This is a genomic window from Aquabacterium sp. T101 (assembly GCF_057219775.1).
In genome coordinates, this window is sequence record NZ_JBXVVZ010000001.1 from 1,126,623 (window position 1) to 1,148,103 (window position 21,481).

The following is a 21,481-nucleotide window of genomic DNA, read 5'->3' on the forward strand; positions in this document are numbered from 1 at the left end:
CGCTCAGCGGCCCTGCTTCCTGAGGGTGGCGTCCAGGCGCGGATAGACGCGCCGGGCATTGCCTTCGTAGATCTGCTGCTTCTGCGCCGGCGTCAGCTGCGTGGACGCCTCGATGTAGCGCTTGGTGTCGTCGTAGTAGTGCCCGGTCTCGGGGTCGATGCCGCGCACCGCGCCGATCATCTCGCTGGCGAACAGGATGTTGTCCACCGGCACCACCTTGGTCAGCACGTCGATGCCGGGCTGGTGGTAGACGCAGGTGTCGAAGAACACGTTCTTCAGCAGATGGTCTTTCAGCAGCGGCTTCTTCATCTCCTGTGCCAGGCCGCGGTAGCGGCCCCAGTGGTAGGGCGCGGCGCCGCCGCCGTGCGGGATGATGAACTTCAGGGTCGGGAAGTCCTTGAACAGGTCGCCCTGGATCAGCTGCATGAAGGCCGTGGTGTCGGCATTGATGTAGTGCGCGCCCGTGGTGTGGAAGCAGGCGTTGCAGCTGGTGCTCACATGGATCATCGCCGGGATGTCGTACTCGACCATCTTCTCGTAGATGGGGTACCAGTGGCGGTCGGTCAGCGGCGGGCTGGTCCAGTGGCCGCCCGACGGGTCGGGGTTCAGGTTGATCGCCACGTTGCCGTACTGCTCCACGCACTTCACCAGCTCGGGGATGCAGGTCTCGGGCGCCACGCCGGGGCTCTGCGGCAGCATGGCCGCGGGCACGAAGTGCTGCGGAAACAGCTGGCTGACGCGGAAGCACAGCTCGTTGCAGATGGCGGCCCAGGTGGACGACACCTCGAAGTCGCCGATGTGGTGCGCCATGAAGCTGGCGCGCGGGCTGAAGATCGTGACGTCGGAGCCGCGCTGGGTCATCAGCTTGAGCTGGTTGGCCTCGATCGTCTCGCGGATGTCGTCGTCGGAGATCTTCAGGTCGGCCACGCGCGGCTTCACCGACGCGTCCTGGATGCCGGCGATCTGCTGGTTGCGCCACGCCTCCAGCGCCTTGGGGGCCGTGGTGTAGTGGCCGTGGATGTCGATGATCATTCGGGAGCTCCTCGGAACGGTAGGTCAGGCGGGCGCCATGCCCTGGCGGCGCTTGGCCTCGGCGGCGGCGGGCGACGCCATGAACTGCAGCAGCGCCCGGGCCGCGTCGGGCCGGGCCGACTGCGCGCCCACGGCGCCGGAGAACGTGGTGACGATCTGCACCGCGGCGGGCAAGGGCCCGACGACGTCGATGCCCTCCAGGTGGATCAGCTCGGACAGCTGCTGGAAGCCCAGCGCCACCTCGCCGCGCGCCACCAGCGCGCCCACCGGCACGCCGGGCGGCGCGGTGACGAGGCGGTCGCGGATCGCGTCGGCGATGCCCCAGCGCTCGAACAGGCGCGCCAGCTGCACGCCGCTGGGCCCGGTGGAATAGCCCAGGGTCGGCGCTGCCAGCACCGCGGCACGCAGCGCGCCCTCGCTGCCGATGTCGGGGTGCGGCGCGCCGGCCTTCACCGCCACGTAGACGCCGGACGTGACCAGGTCCACCCGGCTGCCGGCCGCGAGGCTGCCGGCGGCCAGCAGCTTGTCGATCGCGTCCGAGGCCAGCACCACCACGTCGAAGGCCTCGCCGGCCTGCACGCGCTTCGCGGCGTCGACGCCGCCCACCGACTCGATGGCCACCGGCGTGCCGTGCGCCTGCGTGTAGGCCGCCGCCAGCTCGGCCAGCAGGGCCTTGGTCGCCATCGAGGAAATGCCGGTGATCGCGTGGGCCATGGAAGCGCATTGTGGCCAGCGCGACAACACAAATCCAGCATGGCTGACCACTAGCAGCTATTCGCTTCCGGCATGGCAGGCCAATGCAGCGCGGCCGGAGAGACCTCAGGCGCGGCGGCCGGCGCGGCGCGCGGGCCCGGGCAGCGACGCCACCAGCTGCTCCAGCAGCGCGCGCGCCTGTCGCGTCAGCGGCGTGGGCGGCTTGGTGGCCGACTGCGCCAGGCACAGCACCGTGGGCAGCTCGGGCTCGACGATGCGGCGCACCACCAGCTCGGCCGAGCGGCCGGAAGCCGCCACGGCACTGGCGTTGAGCACCGCGTTGCCCATGCCGGCGCACACCAGGTCGATGATCGCCGGGATGCTCGACACCTCGCAGTGGATGTCCAGCGCCACGCCGGCCAGCGTGGCCTGCGACTCGAGCAGGCGGCGCAGCGACTGGTGGCGCTCGGGCAGGATCAGCGGGTAACGCCCCAGCTCGCCCAGCGCGACGGTGGGCAGTGGCGCCTTGCGGCCGCGCCGCAGCGGCTGCACCAGCGCCAGCGGCTCGCGCAGCAGCGGCGTGATCTCCAGCGCCGCCGACGGCTCGGGGTTGTAGACGAGGCCGAGGTCGGCGCGGCCGCTGCCGATCCACTCGGCGATGTGCGCGCTCAGCCCGTCGACGATGGTCACGCGCGCCCGCGGCAGCCGCTCGCGGAAGGCCTCCAGCAGCGGCTGGGTCAGGCGCCGGCCGATCGACGGCGGCAGCCCGATCGTCACCTGCCCCACGGGCGCGTCACGCTCGGCGCCCAGGTCGGCGCGCGCCTGCGCCACCTGCTGCAGGATCAGCACGCCATGGTCGAACAGGCGCCGCCCCGCCGGCGTGAGGCTGACGCCGCGCCCGTTGCGCAGCAGCAGCGTCTCGCGCAGGTCGGTCTCCAGCAGCCGCACCTGGCGCGACAGCGCCGGCTGCGCGATGTCCAGCACGCGCGCGGCCTTGCTGAAGCTGCCCAGCTCGGCCACGCGCACGAAGCTCTCGAGCTGGCGCAGGTTCATCGGCACGTCCCGGCGGCCGCCGGGCCGCCATGCCGGAACATTCTAGGTCGGCAAGCCCGCTATGCCGCCTTCAGCAGGGGCCGCAGGTTGTCGAGCATCGCGTCGACCATCGCGTCGAGGTCGTAGCGCGGCGCCCAGCCCCAGTGCGCGCGGGCGGGCGTGTCGTCGATCGACCGCGGCCAGCTGGCGGCGATGGCCTGGCGGAAGTCCGGCACGCAGTCCATCTCGAAGCCGGGGATCCGGCGCCGGATCGCGGCGGCGATCTGCAGCGGCGTGAAGCTGATGCCGGCCAGGTTGTACGAGTGGCGGTCGAGCACCCGTTCGGCCGGCGCGTCCATCAGCTCCAGCGTGGCGCGGATCGCGTCGTCCATGTACATCATCGGCAGCGCCTGCTGCGACTCGAGGAAGCAGGTGTAGCGGCCCTGCTTCAGCGCGGCATGGAAGATCTCGACCGCATAGTCGGTGGTGCCGCCGCCCGGCGGCGTCTTCCAGCTGATCAGGCCCGGGTAGCGCAGGCTGCGCACGTCCACGCCGTGGTTGCGGTGGTACCAGGCGCACCAGCCCTCGCCCGCCAGCTTGCTGATGCCGTACACGGTGGTGGGGTCCATCACCGTCTGCTGCGGCGTCGCGTCCTGCGGCGTGCCGGGGCCGAAGGCGGCGATCGAACTGGGCCAGAACACGCGCTGCAGCCGGTGCGACCGCGCCACCTCCAGCACGTTGAGCAGGCCCTTCATGTTCAGGTCCCAGGCCCACATCGGGTGCTTCTCTCCGCGCGCCGACAAGGCCGCGGCGAGGTGGTAGACCTGCGTGATGCCGTGGCGCTCGACCACCTGGGTCAGCGCGCCGATGTCGGTGCAGTCCAGCGCCTCGTGCGCCAGCCCGGGCACGCGCCCCTGCGGCGCGAGGTCGCTGGTGACCACCGCGCCGCTGCCGTGCCGGTCGGCCAGCGCCGCCGCCAGCTCGGTGCCGATCTGGCCATTGGCGCCGATGATGAGGATCTTCGGCGTCATGCCAGCCTCCCGCCGATGATGAGGATCTTCGGCGTCATGGCTTCACCAGCCCCAGCTCGCGTCCGGCCTGGGCAAACGCCGCCACCGCGGCTTCCAGGTGATGGCGGTCGTGCACCGCGCTCATCTGCACGCGGATGCGCGCCTGCCCCTTGGGCACCACCGGGAAGAAGAAGCCCACCACATACACGCCGAGCTCCAGCAGGCGCGCGGCGAGCTGCTGCGCCTTCACGGCGTCGTACACCATGATCGGCACGATCGGGTGCTCGCCCGGCTTGACGTCGAAGCCGGCGTCGACGATCGCGCGCCGGAACCAGCGCGTGTTGTCCTCGAGCTTGTCGCGCAGGGCCGTGCTGCCTTCGAGCAGGTCGAGCACCGCGATCGAGGCGCCCGCGATGGCCGGCATCAGCGTGTTGGAGAACAGGTACGGCCGCGAGCGCTGGCGCAGCAGTTCCACGACCTCGCGCCGCGCCGCGGTGAAGCCGCCGGACGCGCCGCCCAGCGCCTTGCCGAAGGTGCCGGTGACGATGTCGATCTTGCCGAACACGCCGCGGTGCTCGTGCGTGCCGCGCCCGGTGCGGCCCATGAAGCCGCTGGCATGGCACTCGTCGATCGCCAGCAGCGCGTCGTGGCGGTCGCACAGCGCGCGCATCGCGTCGAGCTGGGCGATGGTGCCGTCCATCGAGAACACGCCGTCGGTGAAGACCATGACGAAACGGGCGCCCTTGGCGCGCGCCTCGCCCAGGCAGCGCTCCAGGTCGGCCATGTCGTTGTGGCGGTAGCGCCAGCGCTGCGCCTTGCACAGGCGGATGCCGTCGATGATCGACGCGTGGTTGAGCTCGTCGCTGATGATGGCGTCCTGCTCGCCCAGCAACGGCTCGAACAGGCCGCCGTTGGCGTCGAACGCGGCGGCGTAGAGGATCGCGTCCTCGCAGCCGACGAAGCGCGCGATGCGCTGCTCCAGCGTCTTGTGCAGGTCCTGCGTGCCGCAGATGAAGCGCACGCTGCTCATGCCGTAGCCGTGGGTGCGCAGCGCCTCGTGCGCGGCCTCCACCACGGCGGGATGCGAGCTGAGACCCAGGTAGTTGTTGGCGCACAGGTTGATCACGTCGCGCCCGTCCGCGGTGCGCACCGTGGCGCCCTGCGGCGTGGTGATTACCCGCTCCGCCTTGAACAGGCCCGACGCGCGCAGGGTGTCGAGTTCGGACTGCAGGTGATCGAGGAAGGCACGGCTCATGCGAGGGCTCCGGGGCTGTACACTGGTTTGGCCTTCGTGCAGTATATCGAACAAAGGTTCACTATCTTGCCACGCACCCCCGCCCCACCGCAAGAACCCCCGCGCGTCGGTGCCATGCTCGCCGCGCTGCGGCAGCAGCGCGGCCTGTCGCTGGACGAGCTGTCGCGCCTGGCCGGGGTGTCCAAGTCGATGCTGTCGCAGATCGAGCGCAACCAGGCCAACCCGACGGTGGCGGTGGTGTGGCGCCTGTCCACCGCGCTGGGCGTCGCGCTCGGCGAGCTGCTCGGCGAATCGCGCCCGTCCGAGCCGCTGCTGACCACGGTGCCGGCACACGCCACGCCGCTGATGACCAGCCCCGACGGCCGCTGCGAGCTGCGCATCCTCGGGCCGATCGAGCTGGCCGGCCGCTTCGAGTGGTACCAGCTCACGGTGCAGCCCGGCGGCATGCTGGACTCGCAGCCGCACGAGCCCGGCTCGCGCGAGCACCTCACGGTCCACAGCGGCACGCTCGAGGTGAGCGCCGGCGCCGAATCGGCGCGCGTGCGCCATGGCGAGACCGCGCGCTATACGGTCGACGTGCCCCATCGCATCCACAACCCCGGGAAAACCATCGCCCAGGCGCTGCTGGTGGTGCTGCATCCGGTGTGACGGGCTGCACATCGGCGCCAGTCTCCCTCTTGAGGGTGAATGACAGGCGGCGCCGGGGATGACACGATGCCTGCAAGGCCCGGCATCGATGAAGCTCGACGACACCCCCACCCGCGCGCTCTCGGCCGACCCGGCCGAGCGGCTGGTCGACGCGGTCGATCTGCCGATCGGCCGCTGGGCGATGTCGGGCGACGAGGCGCGGCTGCTGTTCTGCAACGTGCCCTACACGCGCTGGGCGGGACGCAGCAGCGCCGACCTCGTCGGCCGCACCCTGGCCGAGCTGTACGGCGCCGGCGCCTGGGCCGCGGCGCGCGACGCGTTCGCGGCCGCGTTCGCCGGGCGCGCCGTCTACTACGAGCGACGCATCACGCACCAGGGCGCCGCCGCGCGCTGGGTGCGGGTGCAGGTGTTCCCAGACCGCAATGCGCAGGGCGAGGTGGAAGCGGTCTACACCATCGGCTGGGACATCCACAACGACGTGCTTGAGCGGGAGCGGCTGCTCGACGCGCGCCAGCGCCTGGACCGCTTCACCGAGCACATCCCGTATCCGCTGACCTACGTCGATCGCGAGTACCGGCTGCGCTTCGTCAACCTCGCCTACCAGCAGGCGGTGCGCCTGACCGCGGCCGAGCTGCTGGGCCGGCCCATCGGCGACGTGCGCGGCCCCGCACGCTGGGACGAGCACAAGCCGTACTTCGACCGCGCGCTGGCCGGCGAGACGATGCAGTACACGCGCCTCGTGCCTGACCTGCCGCAGGGGCCGCGCTGGATGCGCACGAGCTATGTGCCCGACCTCGACGACGAGGGCCGGGTGCAGGGTGTCTACACCGTCACGATCGACGTGCACGAGCTGACCGAGGCGCAGCAGCGGCTGGCTCTGCGCGCCGAGCGCGACGCGCTGACCGACGCCCTGAGCCGGCGCACGATGATGGAGCGGCTGGACGCCGCCGCCGCCGGTTGCGCCACGCAGCCGGTGGCGCTGTTCTTCATCGACCTCGACGGCTTCAAGGCGCTCAACGACGCGCACGGCCATGCTGCCGGCGACGCTCTTCTGGTGGCGCTGGCCCGGGCGTTGCAGGGCGCGGTGCGCACCGGCGACGCGGTCGGGCGCTTCGGCGGCGACGAGTTCCTGGTGCTGGCGGGCGTGCGCGACGAGGACGGCGCGCAGACCATGGCCGAGCACCTGCTCGACGCGGTGCGCAGCTGCGCGTCGCAATGCGCGGGCGCGGCCGGCGTGTCGGCCAGCATCGGCTATGCGCTCGCGCCGCACGACGCGACCCAGCCGCTGCGCCTGCTGCAGCTGGCCGACAGCGCGATGTACGCCGCCAAGCACGCCGGCAAGAACCGGGTGATGCGCCACGCCTGAGCGGGACGCTGGCCTGCGGGCCGGCGGCTAGATCAGGTCGGCCAGCAGCAGGCGGTCGGCACCGAGCCGCTCGCGCGTCTGCCGCGCCAGGGGCGACGGCCCGATCAGCAGCGCATCGATCAGCGGGCGCGCGGGCGTGGTCGCCGGGTCGGCCAGCAGCACGAGGCGCTGGCCGCCCTCCTCGTCCAGACGGGCCACCCAGTCCATCGCCACCAGCGTGTCCACCAGGGGCTCCACCTGCAGCGGGTCCACCGACACGGCGGCGGCCACCTCGTGCATCGGCAGGCCGCGCGCGGCGCCCTGCCGGGCTCGGGCCAGCGCGCCCAGCACGGCCAGCGCCAAGGTGAAGCGCTGCCCCGGTGCGGTGGGCAGGCGCACCACGCGCATCGACAGGCTGGGCGCATAGGCTGCGATCACCGCGCCCCAGAGCACGATGACCCAGGTGAGGTAGATCCACAGCAGGAAGATCGGCACTGCGGCGAAGGCGCCGTACACCGCCGAGTAGGTGGGGATCGAACCCACGTACCAGGCCAGCGCGCGCTTGGCGACTTCCAGGCCCGCGGCGACGAACACGCCGCCGGCCAGCGCATGGCGCCAGCGCACATGCGTGTTGGGCACGTAGTGGAAGAGCCCGGCCATGCCGCCGGCCAGCAGCACGAACTCCACCGTGTTGAGCAGCAGGCTCACGCCGCCGGGCAGCGCCGACACCACGCCGCGGCTGGCCGTCAGCACCCACGAGGTGAGCGACAGGCTCACGCCCAGCAGCAGCGGCCCGAGCGTGAGCGCGGCCCAGTAGATCAGCACGCGCTGGGCCAGCGGCCGGGGCCGCCGGACGCGCCAGATCGCATTCAGCGCCCGGTCGATGGTGAGCATCAGCGCCAGCGCCGTCAGCACCAGCACGCCCAGACCCGCCGTGCCCAGGCGCGCCGCCTTGGACGCGAACTGCGTCAGTGCCCCCAGCACCGGCTTGGCGATGCCGTCGGGCACGAGGCTTTGCAGGAAGTACTTCTCCAGCGCCACCTGGAAGCTCGAGAACATCGGAAAGGCACTGAACACCGCCAGCATCACGGTGACCAGCGGCACCAGCGCGATCAGGGTGGTGAAGGTGAGGCTGCTGGCGGTCAGGCCGAGGCGGTCCTCGCGGAACCGCTCGCGCAGCGTGCGCGCCGTGTCCAGCCAGGGCCAGCGCTGCAGCGTCTCGGCGAGCTCGGCGAGGCGGCTGCGCCACTGGCTCAGGGCGAGGGAAAAGGTCATCACCCTATGATGCCAGCCATGCCGAGCACCGAGACCCCCCCGACCGACAGCCGGGCACCCGACGCCACCTTGCTGCGTGTGCGCGCCGTCGCGGCGGCCTGCCTGCTGGCCCTGGTGGCGCTCGGGCTGGCCTGGGAGCTGTGGCTGGCGCCCACCGGGGCCAAGACCTGGGCCCTGAAGGTGCTGCCGCTGGCGCTGGCGTTGCCCGGCGTGCTCAAGTTCCGCATGTTCACGCACCGCTGGCTCGCGCTGCTGGTATGGCTGTACGTGGCCGAGGGCGCCGTGCGCGCCACCACCGAGAGCGGCCCTGCGATGCCGCTGGCCCTGGCGCAGACCGTGCTGGCGATCGGCCTGTTCGCCGCCTGCTCGATGCACGTGCGCTGGCGGCTGCGCAAGGGATGAGCATGGCCTCGCTGCTCGACACGCTGCGCGCCACGGTCGGCACCGACCAGGTGCTGGTCGACGGTGACCTGGCCGCCTACACGCAGGACTGGCGCGGCCGCTGGAAGGGCCGGCCGCTGGCCGTGGTGCGGCCCGGCAGCACCGACGAGGTGGCCGCCGTGGTGCGCGCCTGTGCGGCGCATGGCGTGTCGATCGTGCCCCAGGGCGGCAACACCGGCCTCGTCGGCGGCGGCGTGCCCGACACCAGCGGCAAGCAGGTGCTGCTGTCGCTGGTACGGATGAACCGCGTCCGCGGCATCGACCGCGCCAACCTCACGCTGGTGGCCGAGGCCGGCTGCGTGCTGCAGGCGGTGCAGCAGGCGGCCGACGAGGCCGGCCTGCTGTTCCCGCTGTCGCTGGCCGCCGAGGGCAGCTGCACCATCGGCGGCAACCTCGCCACCAATGCCGGCGGCACGCAGGTGCTGCGCTACGGCAATGCACGCGCGCTGTGCCTGGGCCTCGAGGTGGTCACCGCCACGGGCGACGTGTGGCACGGCCTGTCGGCGCTGCGCAAGGACAACACCGGCTACGACCTGCGCGACCTGTTCATCGGCAGCGAAGGCACGCTGGGCATCATCACGGCGGCCTCGCTGGCGCTGCATCCCCGCCCCGCGGCACGGATGACCGCGCTGGCCACGCTGGACTCGCTGGAGCATTGCGTGGCCCTTCTGGCGCTGGCGCAGCAGCGCCTCGGCCCGGGGCTCACCGGCTTCGAGGTGATGAACGGCTTCTCGCTGGCGCTGGTGGCACGGCACATGCCGCAGCTGCGCCAGCCGCTGGCCGCCGCCCCCTGGACCGCGCTACTGGAGCTGTCCGACAGCGAGGGCGAGGCGCATGCGCGCGAGCGTTTCGAGGGCCTGCTGGCCGACGCGCTGGAGCAGGGCTGCGCAGGCGACGCCGCGGTGGCGGCCTCGGTGGCGCAGTCGCGCGCGATGTGGCACCTGCGCGAGTCGATCCCGCTGGCGCAGGCCGAGGAAGGCCTGAACATCAAGCACGACATCTCGCTGCCGGTGTCGCGCATCCCGGCGTTCTGCGAAGCCACCGGTGCCGCGCTCGAGCGCGCCGTGCCGGGCGTGCGCCTGGTGAACTTCGGCCACCTCGGCGACGGCAACCTGCACTACAACGTGCAGGCGCCGGAAGGCGGCGATGCGGCGGCCTTCCTGCGCGAGCGGGAGCACGACATCAACCGCATCGTCTACGACTCGGTGCTGGCGCACGGCGGCTCGATCTCGGCCGAGCATGGCGTGGGCCAGCTCAAGCGCGACGAGCTACCGCGCTACAAGGACGCCACCGCGCTGGCCCTGATGCGCAGCGTGAAGCAGGCGCTGGACCCGCGCGGCCTGATGAACCCGGGCCGCGTCGTCGGCCCCGGCTAGGCGTCGGCCGCCGGGGCGGCGGCTCCTTCGGCGCCGAGCTACTGCAGCGGCTCCTTCAGCGCGTAGCTACTGAAGCGGCTCCTTCAGCGCGAAACTACTGAAGCGGCTCCTTCAGCGCCGCGGGAATCGGCAGCGGCACGACCTCGATGCCCTCGTCCTGCAGCGCCTCGCGCTGCTCGGGCGTGGCCTGGCCGCGGATGCCGCGCTGCGGCACCTCGCCGTAGTGGATGCGGCGCGCCTCGTCGGCGAAGCGCGGGCCCACGTCCTCGGTGTTGTCGAGCACATGGCGCACCATCTGCATCCAGCGCGCCTGCATCTCGGTGGTGGGGTCGGCGGCCGGCGGTGCCGCCACGGCGGCCGGCTCGCGGGCGCCGGACAGGTTCAGGCGCGGCGCGCTGGGCAGGCGCACCACCACCTTGTCGGCGCACACCGGGCATTCGAGCAGCCCGCGGCCGTTCTGGTCGAGGAAGTCGTCGTCGCTCGCGAACCAGCCCTCGAAGCGATGGCCGCTCTGACAGCGCAGGTCGATGACCTTCATGATGGGCCGATGCTAGCCGTGCGGCGCGTCCGGTGCCGGCTGCCAGGCCAAAGGCCACGCGCCGCTGCGCGACTTCTGCAGCCACAGCAGGCCGATCAGCGTCTTGGCATCGGTGATGCCGCCGCTGCGGCACAGGGCGTCGATCTCGGCCTCGGTGTGCTCGACGATCTCGAGGAACTCCTCGGCGTCGAGATGGGCCGCGCCGCGCTGCAGGCCGCGTGCGAACCAGATCTCGATGCCTTCGTCCGAGTAGGCGATCGCGTTGTGCAGCACGCCGGCACGGGCCCACTCGCGCGCCCGGTAGCCGGTCTCCTCGGCCAGTTCCCGCACGGCGCAGGTGAAGGGCGGCTCGCCCGGGTCGATCTTGCCGGCCGGGAACTCCAGCATCACGCGCTGCATCGGGTAGCGGAACTGCCGCTCCATCACGAGACGGCCGTCGTCGAGGATCGGCACCACCATCACCGCACCCGGATGCACGATGTACTCGCGCGTGGCCCGCGTGCCGCTGGGCAGTGCCACCGTGGCGCGGCGGATGTCGAGGAAGGTGCCGCGCCAGACCGGCTCGTCGACGACCGTGGCTTCGCGCAGGTGCGCGTCGTCGCCGCGGTCAGCCACCGCGCCGCCTCAGGTAGCGCCAGACGAAGCCGGGGAAGGCCAGCGTGATGAACATGGCCAGGGCCGCGGCATAGAACTCCCAGCCCTGCGCGTGGCGCTGGCCGATGCGCATCTCGAGCAGCAGGCCCACGCCGAGCGTGACGCCGAACAGCAGCAGCAGTTCGAGCAGGCGCCAGCCCAGGGCCTTGGCGGGCGCCAGGCGGGGCCCGACGATCAGGAGGCGCTCGTTAGCGAACGGCAGGTTGGCCGCCACCAGCGCCAGGAGCAGGACCAGCCAGACTTCGGCTGCGTGGTTCACGTCGCGAGCGCGCGCAGGATGGCCATGCTGCACAGCGCCATCAGGCCGCCGGGCAGCAGGCCCAGCACCAGCACCGCGGCGCCGTTGACGGCCAGCAGCGCGTGCACGCCACCGCCGTCCTCGGCCGGGGCGGCCGCATCGGCGGTGGGCTCGTCGAAGTACATCACCTTGACGATGCGCAGGTAGTAGAACGCACCGACCAGGGACACCAGCACGGCGAACACCGCCAGCCACAGGTGGTGCGGCAGGTTCGTCGTCACCAGGGCCTGCAGCACCGACAGCTTGGCGTAGAAGCCCGCGGTGGGCGGGATGCCGGCCAGCGAGAACATGAACACGGCCATCACGCCGGCCATCCAGGGGCTGCGCTGGTTCAGGCCGGCGAGGTCGGAGATCTCCTCGCACTCGAAGCCGCGCCGGGCCAGCAGCAGCAGCAGGCCGAACGAGCCCAGCGTGGTGAGCATGTAGACCACCATGTAGAACAGCGCCGACGAGTAGGCGTTGCCGGCCGACAGCGTGTTGCCGCTGACCACGCCCGCGGTGAGCGCCAGCAGCATGAAGCCGATCTGCGCGATGGCCGAATAGGCCAGCATGCGCTTGAGGTTGGTCTGCGCGATAGCGGCCAGGTTGCCCACCAGCAGCGACATCACCGCCAGCACCGTGAGCATCTGCTGCCAGTCCGTGGCCAGGCCGAGCATGCCCTCCACCAACAGGCGCATCGTGATGCCGAACGCGGCCAGCTTGGGCGCGCCGGCGATCAGCAGCGTGGCCGCCGTGGGAGCGCCGTGGTAGACGTCGGGCACCCACATGTGGAAGGGCGCGGCGCCGAACTTGAAGGCCAGGCCGGCGACGACGAAGACCAGGCCGAAGGTCAGCACCGCCGGGTTGGCGTTGCCCTTGCCGATGACCTCGAAGACGCGCGGGATGTCCAGGCTGCCGGTGGCGCCGTACATCATCGACAGGCCGTAGAGCAGGAAGCCCGAGGCCAGCGCGCCGAGGACGAAGTACTTCATCGCCGCCTCGGTGGCGTTGGCATGGTCGCGGCGCAGCGCGGTCAGCGCATACAGCGACAGGCTCATCAGTTCCAGGCCGAGGTAGACGACCAGGAAGTTGTTCGCCGCCACCATCACCGACACGCCCAGCAGGACGAACATCGACAGGGTGTAGAACTCGCCCTTCTGCATGTCGCGCGAGCCGATGTAGGGCTGCGCGTAGGCCACGGTGATCATCACCGCCAGCGTGGCGAACAGCGCCAGCAGGTGGCCGAGCGGATCGGACACGAACATCGCCTGCATGCCGTAGGACGACTGCCCGGCGTCGAGCGCCTGCAGGTGCAGCAGCGCCACGGCCAGCAGGCTGGCCTGCGTGAGCCAGAAGGTGACGCGGCGGCGGGGGTCGGTGACGAAGAGGTCCACCAGCGCGACCACGCAGGCCATCGTCAGCAGCACGACCTCGGGGGCGATCACGGACCAGTTCATGGCGGTGTTCATCGGGCGGTCCGTCCGGTCAGTTCAGCTTGCTCTGACCCACGTGCTGGATCAGCTGGGTGACGCTGGTGTGCATCACGTCGGTGAAGGGCTTCGGGTACACGCCCATCCACAGCACGGCCGCGGCCAGCACGGACAGCATCGTGAACTCGCGCCGGTTGATGTCGGTGAGCGCGCGGACGTCGTCGTTGGCCACGTCGCCGAAGTAGACGCGCTTGACCATCCACAGCGTGTAGGCCGCGCCGAACACGAGCGTGGTGGCGGCCAGCAGGCCGAGCCAGAAGTTGTACTTCACCGTGCCCAGGATCACCATCCACTCGCCGACGAAGCCGCTGGTGCCGGGCAGACCGCAGTTGGCCATGGCGAAGAACACGGCCAGCGCGGTGAACTTCGGCATCGTGTTGACGACGCCGCCGTAGGAGGCGATCTCGCGCGAGTGCACGCGGTCGTAGAGCACGCCGATGCACAGGAACATGGCGCCGGAGATGAAGCCGTGGCTGATCATCTGGACGATGGCGCCAGAGATGCCGAGTTCGCTGAAGATGAAGAAGCCCAGCGTGACGAAGCCCATGTGCGCGATCGACGAGTAGGCCACCAGCTTCTTCATGTCGGTCTGCACCAGGGCCACGAGGCCGATGTACAGCACCGCGATCAGCGACAGCGCGATGATCAGCCAGTCCCAGTGGCGACTGGCGTCCGGCGCGATCGGCAGCGAGAAGCGCAGGAAGCCGTAGGCGCCGAGCTTGAGCATGATCGCCGCCAGCACCACCGAGCCGCCGGTGGGCGCTTCCACGTGCGCGTCGGGCAGCCAGGTATGCACCGGCCACATCGGTACCTTGACCGAGAACGCGGCGAAGAAGGCGAAGAAGAGCAGGCTCTGCGCGGTGAGCGGCAGCGGCAGCTTGTGCCAGTCCAGGATGGAGAAGCTGCCGCCGGACTTGTAGTACAGGTACAGCAGCGCGATCAGCATCAGCAGCGAGCCGAGCAGCGTGTACAGGAAGAACTTGAACGCCGCGTAGACGCGCCGCGGGCCGCCCCAGATGCCGATGATGATGTACATCGGGATCAGCGTGGCCTCGAAGAACACGTAGAACAGCAGGCCGTCGAGCGCGGAGAACACGCCCACCATCAGGCCCGACAGGATCAGGAACGCGCCCATGTACTGGTGCACGCGCTCGGTGATCACCTCCCAGGCGGCGATGACGACGATGATGGTGATGAAGGCCGTGAGCAGCACGAACCACACCGAGATGCCGTCCACGCCGAGGTGGTAGTTCACCTTGAAGCGCTCGATCCAGGCGAGCTTCTCCTCGAACTGCATCGCCGCGCTGGACACGTCGAACCCGCTGATCAGCGGCAGCGTGACCAGGAAGCTGGCGATCGCGGCCACGAGCGCCAGCCAGCGCACGGCGTGGGCGTTCTCGTCGCGGCCGATCGCGAGCAGCACGGTGCCCGCCAGGATCGGCAGCCAGATCGAAACGCTCAGCAGTCCCATTGCTTTCCTCTTGTTCTTGTCGGGTGCGCGGGCCTCAGAACCCGAACAGGCCGCGCACCTGCGGCCAGAGCTGCCAGGTCATCAGCGCGAAGACGCCCAGCAGCATCACCAGGGCATAGAAGTACAGGTAGCCGGTCTGGAACAGGCGCGTGAGCTGCGCCAGGCCGCCCACCGCGCGCGCGGACCCGTTGATGACCAGGCCGTCGATCAGGGTCTGGTCGCCGCCCTTCCACAGGCCGGTGCCGAGCAGCCGGGCGCCCGCGGCCAGCACGCGCTCGTTGAACGCGTCCATGTAGTACTTGTTCTCGAGCAGCGTGTAGGCCCACTGGAAGCGCGCCTTGATCGCCGCCGGGATGGAGGGCTGCTTCAGGTAGAACCACCAGGCCATCGCGACGCCGGCCACGGCCAGCCAGAACGGCGCCGTCACCAGGCCGTGACCGGCCATCGCCAGCGCGCCATGGAACTGGCGACCGAGCTCGGCCATCGCCGGATGGCGCGCGGCGTCGACGAAGATCGCGTCCTTGAGGAAGTCGCCATGCAGCATCGGGCCGATGGTCCAGTAGCCGACGATCACCGACGGCACGGCCAGCAGGATGAGCGGCGCGGTGACGACCCAGGGCGACTCGTGCGGCTTCTGGCCGGGTGCCAGGCCCTGGTGCTCGTCGCCATGGTCGTCGTGGTGGTCGTCGTGATGCGCCTTGCCGAAGCGCTCCTCGCCGTGGAAGACGAGGAAGTACATGCGGAACGAGTAGAAGGCCGTGACGAAGACGCCTGCCATCACCGCGAACTTGGCGAACCACGCGCCCGGCAGGTTCGACGCGAAGGTGGCGAGGATGATGCTGTCCTTGCTGTAGAAGCCGGCGAACAGCGGCGTGCCGATCAGCGCCAGCGAGCCCAGCAGCGAGGTCAGCCACGTGATCGGCATGTACTTGCGCAGGCCGCCCATGTTGCGGATGTCCTGGTCGTGGTGCATGCCGATGATCACGCTGCCCGCAGCCAGGAACAGCAGCGCCTTGAAGAAGGCGTGGGTCATCAGGTGGAACACGCCCACCGAGTAGGCCGACACGCCGAGCGCCACCGTCATGTAGCCGAGCTGGGACAGCGTGGAATAGGCCACCACGCGCTTGATGTCGTTCTGGATGATGCCCAGGAAGCCCATGAACAGCGCGGTGATCGAGCCGATGACCAGCACGAAGGACAGCGCCGTGTCCGACAGCTCGAACAGCGGGCTCATGCGCGCGACCATGAAGATGCCGGCCGTCACCATGGTGGCGGCGTGGATCAGCGCCGAGATCGGCGTGGGGCCTTCCATCGAGTCGGGCAGCCACACGTGCAGCGGGAACTGCGCGCTCTTGCCCATCGCGCCGATGAACAGGCAGATGCAGGCCACCGTGAGCAGCATCCAGTCGGTGCCGGGGAAGCTGAGCTTGGCCAGTTCGCCGCTCTTGGCGAACACCTCGGTGTAGTTGAGCGAGCCGGCGTAGGCCACCAGCAGGCCGATGCCCAGGATGAAGCCGAAGTCGCCGACCCGGTTCACCAGGAAGGCCTTCATGTTGGCGAAGATCGCGGTCGGCTTCTTCCACCAGAAGCCGATCAGCAGGTAGCTGACCAGGCCCACGGCCTCCCAGCCGAAGAACAGCTGCAGGAAGTTGTTGCTCATGACCAGCATGAGCATCGAGAACGTGAACAGCGAGATGTAGGAGAAGAAGCGCTGGTAGCCCGGGTCCTCCTCCATGTAGCCGATGGTGTAGACGTGCACCATCAGGCTGACGAAGGTGACGACGACCATCATCATCGCGGTGAGGCCGTCGACCAGGAAACCGATCTCCATCTTCAGCGTGCCCAGCACCATCCACTCGTAGACGGTGGCGTTGAAGCGCGCGCCGCCGACCACCTGCCACAGCGTGGCCACCGACGCGATCAGCGCCACCAGCACGCCCAGGATGGTGACGGTGTGGGCACCGCGCCGGCCGATGGCCTTGCCGAAGAAGCCGGCGACGACGGCGCCGACCAGCGGCGACAGCGCGGCGGTGAGCAACAGGTTTTGAGAGATCGCCATGCTCAGCCCATCAGCCCTTCAGCGTATCCAGTTCCTGCACGTTGATCGACGCGCGGTTGCGGAACAGCACCACCAGGATGGCCAGGCCGATCGCCGATTCCGCGGCCGCCACCGTGAGGATGAAGAAGACGAACACCTGCCCGGCCATGTCGCCGAGGAAGTGCGAGAAGGCGATGAAGTTCATGTTGACGGCCAGCAGCATCAGCTCGATGGCCATCAGCAGCACGATCAGGTTGCGCCGGTTCAGGAAGATGCCGATCACCGACAGCGCGAACAGGATCGCGCCCAGCGACAGGAAGTGGGACAGGGTCAGCGCGCCGCTCATCGGGCACCTCCGTCGGGGGGGGTTGCCGCGGCGTCGGGCCCGGGGCTGGGCAGGTCGACCTCCGGGTCCATCTTGACGATGCGCACGCGGTCAGCGCGCTTGACGCGCACCTGGCGCGACGGGTCGAGATGGCGCGAGTCCTTGCGCTCGCGCAGCGTCAGCGCGATCGCGGCGATGATGGCCACCAGCAGCAGCACGGCAGCGAGCTGCAGCGGGTACAGGTAGTCGGTGTAGATCTCGACGCCCAGCGCCTTGGTGTTGGGCAGCTTCGCCACCTCGGGCGGCATCGCGCGGGCCACGCCGACATCGAAGCCGCCGCGCAGGATCAGCGTCATCTCCAGCGCGATCAGCGCGCCGACGAAGCCGGCCAGCGGGAAGTGGCGCCAGAAGTTCTTGCGGAAGCTGTCGGTGTTGATGTCCAGCATCATCACGACGAACAGGAACAGCACCATCACCGCGCCGACGTAGACCAGCACCAGCGTGATGGCCAGGAACTCGGCCTTGAGCAGCATCCACACGCATGAGGCGCTGAAGAAGGCCAGCACGAGATACAGCGCCGCATGGACCGTGCTGCGGGCGGTGATGACGCCGAAGCTCGCGCCGAGCAGCACGGCGGAGAAGACGTAGAACAGGGCCGTCGTGGAATTCATCGCATCTTCTTCTTATCGGTACTTCGCGTCCGCGGCACGCGCGGCGGCGATGTCCTTCTCGTAGCGGTCGCCCACCGCGAGCAGCATGTCCTTGGTGAAGTACAGGTCGCCGCGCTTCTCGCCGTGGTACTCCAGCACGTGGGTCTCGACGATGGAATCGACCGGGCAGCTCTCCTCGCAGAAGCCGCAGAAGATGCACTTGGTGAGGTCGATGTCGTAGCGCGTGGTGCGGCGGGTGCCGTCGTCGCGCACGTCCGACTCGATCGATATCGCCATCGCGGGGCACACCGCCTCGCACAGCTTGCAGGCGATGCAGCGCTCCTCGCCGTTGTCGTAGCGGCGCAGCGCGTGCAGGCCGCGGAAGCGCGGCGACAGCGGCGTCTTCTCCTCGGGGAACTGGATCGTGATCTTGCGTGCGAAGAAGTACTTGCCGGTGACGGCCATGCCCTTGACCAGCTCGGTCAGCATGAAGCTGTTGGCGAAATCCTTGATGGCGGCGATGGCAGACATGGTCGCCCTCCTACTTCCAGATGGACCAGGGCGACTGCATCCACAGCCCCACCACCACCAGCCACACCAGCGTGACCGGAATGAAGATCTTCCAGCCCAGGCGCATGATCTGGTCGTAGCGGAAGCGCGGGAACGTGGCGCGCACCCAGAGGAACATCGTCACCACGACGAAGACCTTGATCGCGAGCCAGATCCAGCCCGGGATCGCATTGAAGAGCGCCGAGTCGATCGGGCTCAGCCAGCCGCCCAGGAACATGATCACGCACAGCGTGCTGACCAGGATCATGTTGGCGTACTCGGCCAGGAAGAACATCGCGAACGACATGCCCGAGTACTCGATCATGTGCCCGGCGACGATCTCGCTCTCGCCCTCGACCACGTCGAACGGGTGGCGGTTCGTCTCGGCCAGGCCGGCGATGAAGTAGACGATGAACACCGGCAGCAGCGGCAGCCAGTTCCAGGACAGGAAGTTCAGGCCCATGTCCGCGAACGTGCCCTTGTCCTGGGCCATGACGATGTCGGTCATGTTCATGCTGGCCGACACCATCAGCACGACCACCAGCGCGAAACCCATCGCGATCTCGTAGCTGACCATCTGCGCCGAAGCCCGCAGCGCGCCGAGGAAGGCGTACTTCGAGTTGCTGGCCCAGCCCGCGATGATCACGCCGTACACCTCCAGCGAGGTGATCGCCATCAGGAACAGCAGGCCGGCATTGACGTTGGCCAGCGCGACGTCGGGGCCGAAGGGCACCACGGCCCAGGCCGCCAGCGCCGGCATGATGGTCATCACCGGGCCGAGGAAGAACAGGCCCTTGTTGGCCGCGGTCGGGCGGATGATCTCCTTGAAGATCAGCTTCACCGCGTCGGCGATCGGCTGCAGCAGGCCCCAGGGGCCGACGCGGTTCGGGCCGATGCGGATCTGCGTGAAGCCGATGCCCTTGCGCTCCCACAGCGTGAGGTAGGCCACGCAGATCATCAGGGGCAGCACCACCGCGACGATCTTGACCAGGCTCCAGACCACGAGCCACAGCGTGGGCCCGAGCAGCTGGCTGCCGAAGGTGTTGATCTGCTCGATCATGCGGCACTCCCTTCGACGCGCTCGAGCGAGACGGCGCCGAACATGGCCCCCAGCGCGGCCGTGTGCGGATGGCCCGCCGCGATGCGCACGGCGCCGGCGGCCAGGCTCGCGTCCTCGCGCGCCGGCAGCGTGGCGCTGGCCGCGCCCTGGTGCACCCGCACGCGCGGGCCGAACTGGGCGAACAGGGCCGGCGGCAGGCCGACGACCGGCGCCGCGGCATCGGCCGTGGCCTGCAGCGACGCGGCACGGCGCACCAGCGGGTCGGTGGCGTAGATCGGCACGTCGGCCACGCGCTCCAGGCCCGCGGCCGCAGGCTGCGGCGCGTGCACGGCCGCGGCAGGCGTGTTGTCCAGGCGCGAGGCGACGTCGTGGCCCAGGGCCTGCGTGCGCACTTCTTCGACGGTCTCCTGGTCGAAGCCGGCCAGGCCGAGCAGGTTGCCCAGCACGCGCAGCACCTTCCACGCCGGGCGCGTGTCGCCCAGCGGCTTGACCACGCCGTGGAAGGCCTGCACCCGGCCCTCGGCGTTGACGAAGGCGCCACCGGTTTCGGTGAACGGCGCCACGGGCAGCAGCACGTCGGCGAACTCGGCGTTGGCGTCCTTGAAGGGCGACAGCGACACGACGAGGCCCGACCCCTGCAGCGCGGCGCGCGCCGCGGCGGCGTCGGCTGCGTCGAGCACAGGCTCGACGCCGAGCAGCAACAGGGCCTTCATCGGCTGCGACAGCATCTGGCCGGCGTTCAGGCCGCCCGGCCCGGGCAGCGCGCCCACCAGTTGGGCGCCGACGCTGTTGCCGGACTCGCCCAGGTAGCCGACCGTGGCGCCGGTCTGGGCGCCGATCCAGTGCGCCAGCGCGAGCAGTTGCGCGGCCTGCGGATGCTGGGCCGCGGCATTGCCGAGCAGGATGGCCTTGCGCTCGCCCGACAGCAGCGAGGTCGCCACGGCGCGGGCGGCGGCGCCCGCATCGGCCGGGGCCGGCGCGGGCACGCCCTTGGCGGCGGCCACCGCGGCGGCCACCTGGGCCAGCGCGTCGGCCCAGCCCGACGGCGTGGCCGTGAGGCGGTGCGCCACCGGCAACGCCCAGTCGTCATGCACGGCGTTCAGGCTGGAGATCTCGGCGCCCTGGCGCTGCGCGTGGCGCAGGCGCAGCGCCATCAGCGGATGGTCCTTGCGCAGGAACGAGCCCACGACGAAGGCCTGCTGCAGGCCCGACAGCGACGCGATCGAGGTGCCGAGCCAGCGCGCATGGCCTGCCGGCGCCGCATTGGAGAAGTCGGCATGGCGGGTGCGCACGTCCACGCTCTGGCTGCCCAGGCCGCGCACCAGCCTGGCCAGCAGGTGCAGTTCCTCGACCGTGGCGTGCGGCGCGCCGAGGGCGCCGACACCCGCGGTGCCGAACTCGGCGATCACGCGCTTGAGCCCGTCGGCGACGTAGCCCAGCGCGGTGTTCCAGTCCACCGCCTGCCACTGGCCGCCCTGCTTGATCATCGGCTGGGTCAGGCGCGAAGGACCGTTGAGCGCTTCGTAGGAGAAGCGGTCGCGGTCGGCGATCCAGCACTCGTTGACATCGTCGTTCTCGAGGGGCAGCACGCGCATGACCTGCCCGCCCTTGACCTGCACCACGAGGTTCGCGCCGGTGCTGTCGTGCGGGCTGACGCTCTTGCGGCGCGACAGCTCCCAGGTGCGGGCGCTGTAGCGGAACGGCTTGCTGGTCAGCGCGCCGACCGGGCACAGGTCGATCATGTTGCCGGACAGCTCGCTGTCCACGGTGCCGCCGGTGACGGTGGTGATCTCGCTGTGCTCGCCGCGATGCACCATGCCGAGTTCCATCACGCCGGCCACTTCCTGGCCGAAGCGCACGCAGCGGGTGCAGTGGATGCAGCGCGTCATCTCCTCCATGGAGATCAGCGGGCCGACGTCCTTGCGCAGCACGACGCGCTTTTCCTCGTGGTAGCGCGAGGCGCTGCCGCCGTAGCCCACCGCAAGGTCCTGCAGCTGGCATTCGCCGCCCTGGTCGCAGATCGGGCAGTCCAGCGGATGGTTGATGAGCAGGAACTCCATCACCGACTGCTGCGCCTTCACCGCCTTGTCGCTCTTGGTGCGCACCACCATGCCGTTGGTGACGGGCGTGGCGCAGGCGGGCATGGGCTTGGGCATCTTCTCGATGTCCACCAGGCACATGCGGCAGTTGGCCGCGATCGACAGCTTCTTGTGATAGCAGAAGTGCGGGATGTAGACGCCCGCCGCGTCGGCCGCATGCATGACCATGCTGCCGTCGGCCACGGTGACCTGCTTGCCGTCGAGGGTGATCTCAGCCATGGCG

At 70.0% G+C, this 21,481-nt stretch carries 21 protein-coding genes; 4 read left to right on the plus strand and 17 right to left on the minus strand.

What is annotated here, in order from left to right; translation table 11 throughout:
- Positions 1-3: 3 nt before the first annotated feature.
- The 5 genes from AC2EAQ_RS05265 to kbl form a co-directional block, all read right to left on the minus strand.
- Positions 4-1,032 carry an amidohydrolase family protein gene (locus AC2EAQ_RS05265; protein ID WP_484640747.1) on the minus strand — a complete coding sequence of 343 codons (1,029 nt, stop codon included), beginning with the start codon at positions 1,030-1,032 and terminating at the stop codon, positions 4-6.
- Between the two features lie 24 nt (positions 1,033-1,056).
- Positions 1,057-1,746, minus strand: a complete 690-nt coding sequence (locus AC2EAQ_RS05270; protein ID WP_484640748.1) for a substrate-binding domain-containing protein — start codon at positions 1,744-1,746, stop codon at positions 1,057-1,059.
- A 105-nt stretch (positions 1,747-1,851) separates the two neighbouring features.
- On the minus strand, positions 1,852-2,778 hold the full coding sequence (locus tag AC2EAQ_RS05275) for a LysR substrate-binding domain-containing protein (RefSeq protein ID WP_484640749.1): 927 nt from the start codon (positions 2,776-2,778) through the stop codon (positions 1,852-1,854).
- A 59-nt stretch (positions 2,779-2,837) separates the two neighbouring features.
- The gene (locus tag AC2EAQ_RS05280; protein ID WP_484640750.1) at positions 2,838-3,788 is read right to left on the minus strand and encodes an NAD-dependent epimerase/dehydratase family protein; all 951 of its coding nucleotides are present in this window, start codon (positions 3,786-3,788) and stop codon (positions 2,838-2,840) included.
- 34 nt (positions 3,789-3,822) lie between these two features.
- Positions 3,823-5,022, minus strand: a complete 1,200-nt coding sequence (kbl, locus tag AC2EAQ_RS05285; RefSeq protein WP_484640751.1) for a glycine C-acetyltransferase — start codon at positions 5,020-5,022, stop codon at positions 3,823-3,825.
- A 114-nt stretch (positions 5,023-5,136) separates the two neighbouring features.
- Here kbl and AC2EAQ_RS05290 point away from each other — a divergent pair, with 114 nt between their 5' ends.
- Together AC2EAQ_RS05290 and AC2EAQ_RS05295 are read left to right on the plus strand one after the other, a co-directional pair.
- Positions 5,137-5,670, plus strand: a complete 534-nt coding sequence (locus tag AC2EAQ_RS05290; protein ID WP_484640752.1) for a helix-turn-helix domain-containing protein — start codon at positions 5,137-5,139, stop codon at positions 5,668-5,670.
- A gap of 88 nt (positions 5,671-5,758) precedes the next feature.
- On the plus strand, positions 5,759-7,036 hold the full coding sequence (locus AC2EAQ_RS05295; protein ID WP_484640754.1) for a diguanylate cyclase: 1,278 nt from the start codon (positions 5,759-5,761) through the stop codon (positions 7,034-7,036).
- Positions 7,037-7,063: 27 nt separating this feature from the next.
- Here AC2EAQ_RS05295 and AC2EAQ_RS05300 read toward each other — a convergent pair whose 3' ends face one another.
- Positions 7,064-8,290: a YihY family inner membrane protein gene (locus tag AC2EAQ_RS05300; protein ID WP_484640755.1), complete on the minus strand. Its 1,227-nt coding sequence runs from the start codon at positions 8,288-8,290 to the stop codon at positions 7,064-7,066.
- Between the two features lie 18 nt (positions 8,291-8,308).
- Between AC2EAQ_RS05300 and AC2EAQ_RS05305 the strand changes: the two genes are divergently transcribed.
- Positions 8,309-8,692, plus strand: coding sequence for a DUF2069 domain-containing protein (locus AC2EAQ_RS05305; protein ID WP_484640756.1), 384 nt, complete (start codon positions 8,309-8,311; stop codon positions 8,690-8,692).
- A gap of 2 nt (positions 8,693-8,694) precedes the next feature.
- Positions 8,695-10,107 (plus strand): FAD-binding oxidoreductase, encoded by a 1,413-nt coding sequence (locus AC2EAQ_RS05310; protein ID WP_484640757.1) that lies wholly within the window; start codon positions 8,695-8,697, stop codon positions 10,105-10,107.
- A gap of 94 nt (positions 10,108-10,201) precedes the next feature.
- On the opposite strand, the gene AC2EAQ_RS05315 is transcribed toward AC2EAQ_RS05310, so the two are convergent.
- From AC2EAQ_RS05315 to nuoG, 11 genes are read right to left on the minus strand one after another with little or no spacing between them, the layout of a single operon-like run.
- Positions 10,202-10,645, minus strand: a complete 444-nt coding sequence (locus AC2EAQ_RS05315) for a DUF1178 family protein (protein ID WP_484640758.1) — start codon at positions 10,643-10,645, stop codon at positions 10,202-10,204.
- A 12-nt stretch (positions 10,646-10,657) separates the two neighbouring features.
- On the minus strand, positions 10,658-11,260 hold the full coding sequence (locus AC2EAQ_RS05320; RefSeq protein WP_484640759.1) for an NUDIX domain-containing protein: 603 nt from the start codon (positions 11,258-11,260) through the stop codon (positions 10,658-10,660).
- Entirely contained in the window at positions 11,253-11,558 is a 306-nt protein-coding gene (locus AC2EAQ_RS05325; protein WP_484640761.1) for a DUF2818 family protein, read from the minus strand. Before AC2EAQ_RS05325 ends, AC2EAQ_RS05320 begins: the two co-directional genes overlap by 8 nt.
- Positions 11,555-13,045, minus strand: a complete 1,491-nt coding sequence (gene nuoN / locus AC2EAQ_RS05330; RefSeq protein WP_484640763.1) for an NADH-quinone oxidoreductase subunit NuoN — start codon at positions 13,043-13,045, stop codon at positions 11,555-11,557. The genes AC2EAQ_RS05325 and nuoN overlap by 4 nt, the downstream gene beginning before the upstream one ends.
- A 16-nt stretch (positions 13,046-13,061) precedes the next feature.
- Positions 13,062-14,537, minus strand: a complete 1,476-nt coding sequence (locus AC2EAQ_RS05335) for an NADH-quinone oxidoreductase subunit M (RefSeq protein WP_484640764.1) — start codon at positions 14,535-14,537, stop codon at positions 13,062-13,064.
- 34 nt (positions 14,538-14,571) lie between these two features.
- On the minus strand, positions 14,572-16,596 hold the full coding sequence (nuoL, locus tag AC2EAQ_RS05340) for an NADH-quinone oxidoreductase subunit L (protein WP_484640765.1): 2,025 nt from the start codon (positions 16,594-16,596) through the stop codon (positions 14,572-14,574).
- Between the two features lie 10 nt (positions 16,597-16,606).
- Positions 16,607-16,921 carry an NADH-quinone oxidoreductase subunit NuoK gene (gene nuoK, locus AC2EAQ_RS05345; RefSeq protein ID WP_484640766.1) on the minus strand — a complete coding sequence of 105 codons (315 nt, stop codon included), beginning with the start codon at positions 16,919-16,921 and terminating at the stop codon, positions 16,607-16,609.
- Positions 16,918-17,571: an NADH-quinone oxidoreductase subunit J gene (locus tag AC2EAQ_RS05350; protein WP_484640767.1), complete on the minus strand. Its 654-nt coding sequence runs from the start codon at positions 17,569-17,571 to the stop codon at positions 16,918-16,920. Before AC2EAQ_RS05350 ends, nuoK begins: the two co-directional genes overlap by 4 nt.
- A 12-nt stretch (positions 17,572-17,583) precedes the next feature.
- The gene (nuoI, locus tag AC2EAQ_RS05355) at positions 17,584-18,081 is read right to left on the minus strand and encodes an NADH-quinone oxidoreductase subunit NuoI (protein ID WP_484640768.1); all 498 of its coding nucleotides are present in this window, start codon (positions 18,079-18,081) and stop codon (positions 17,584-17,586) included.
- A gap of 10 nt (positions 18,082-18,091) precedes the next feature.
- Complete coding sequence (gene nuoH / locus AC2EAQ_RS05360; RefSeq protein WP_484640769.1) at positions 18,092-19,159, minus strand: NADH-quinone oxidoreductase subunit NuoH; 1,068 nt, start codon at positions 19,157-19,159, stop codon at positions 18,092-18,094.
- A complete protein-coding gene (gene nuoG, locus AC2EAQ_RS05365) occupies positions 19,156-21,477 on the minus strand; it encodes an NADH-quinone oxidoreductase subunit NuoG (RefSeq protein WP_484640770.1) in 2,322 nt (773 codons plus the stop codon). The genes nuoH and nuoG overlap by 4 nt, the downstream gene beginning before the upstream one ends.
- Positions 21,478-21,481: the final 4 nt, after the last annotated feature.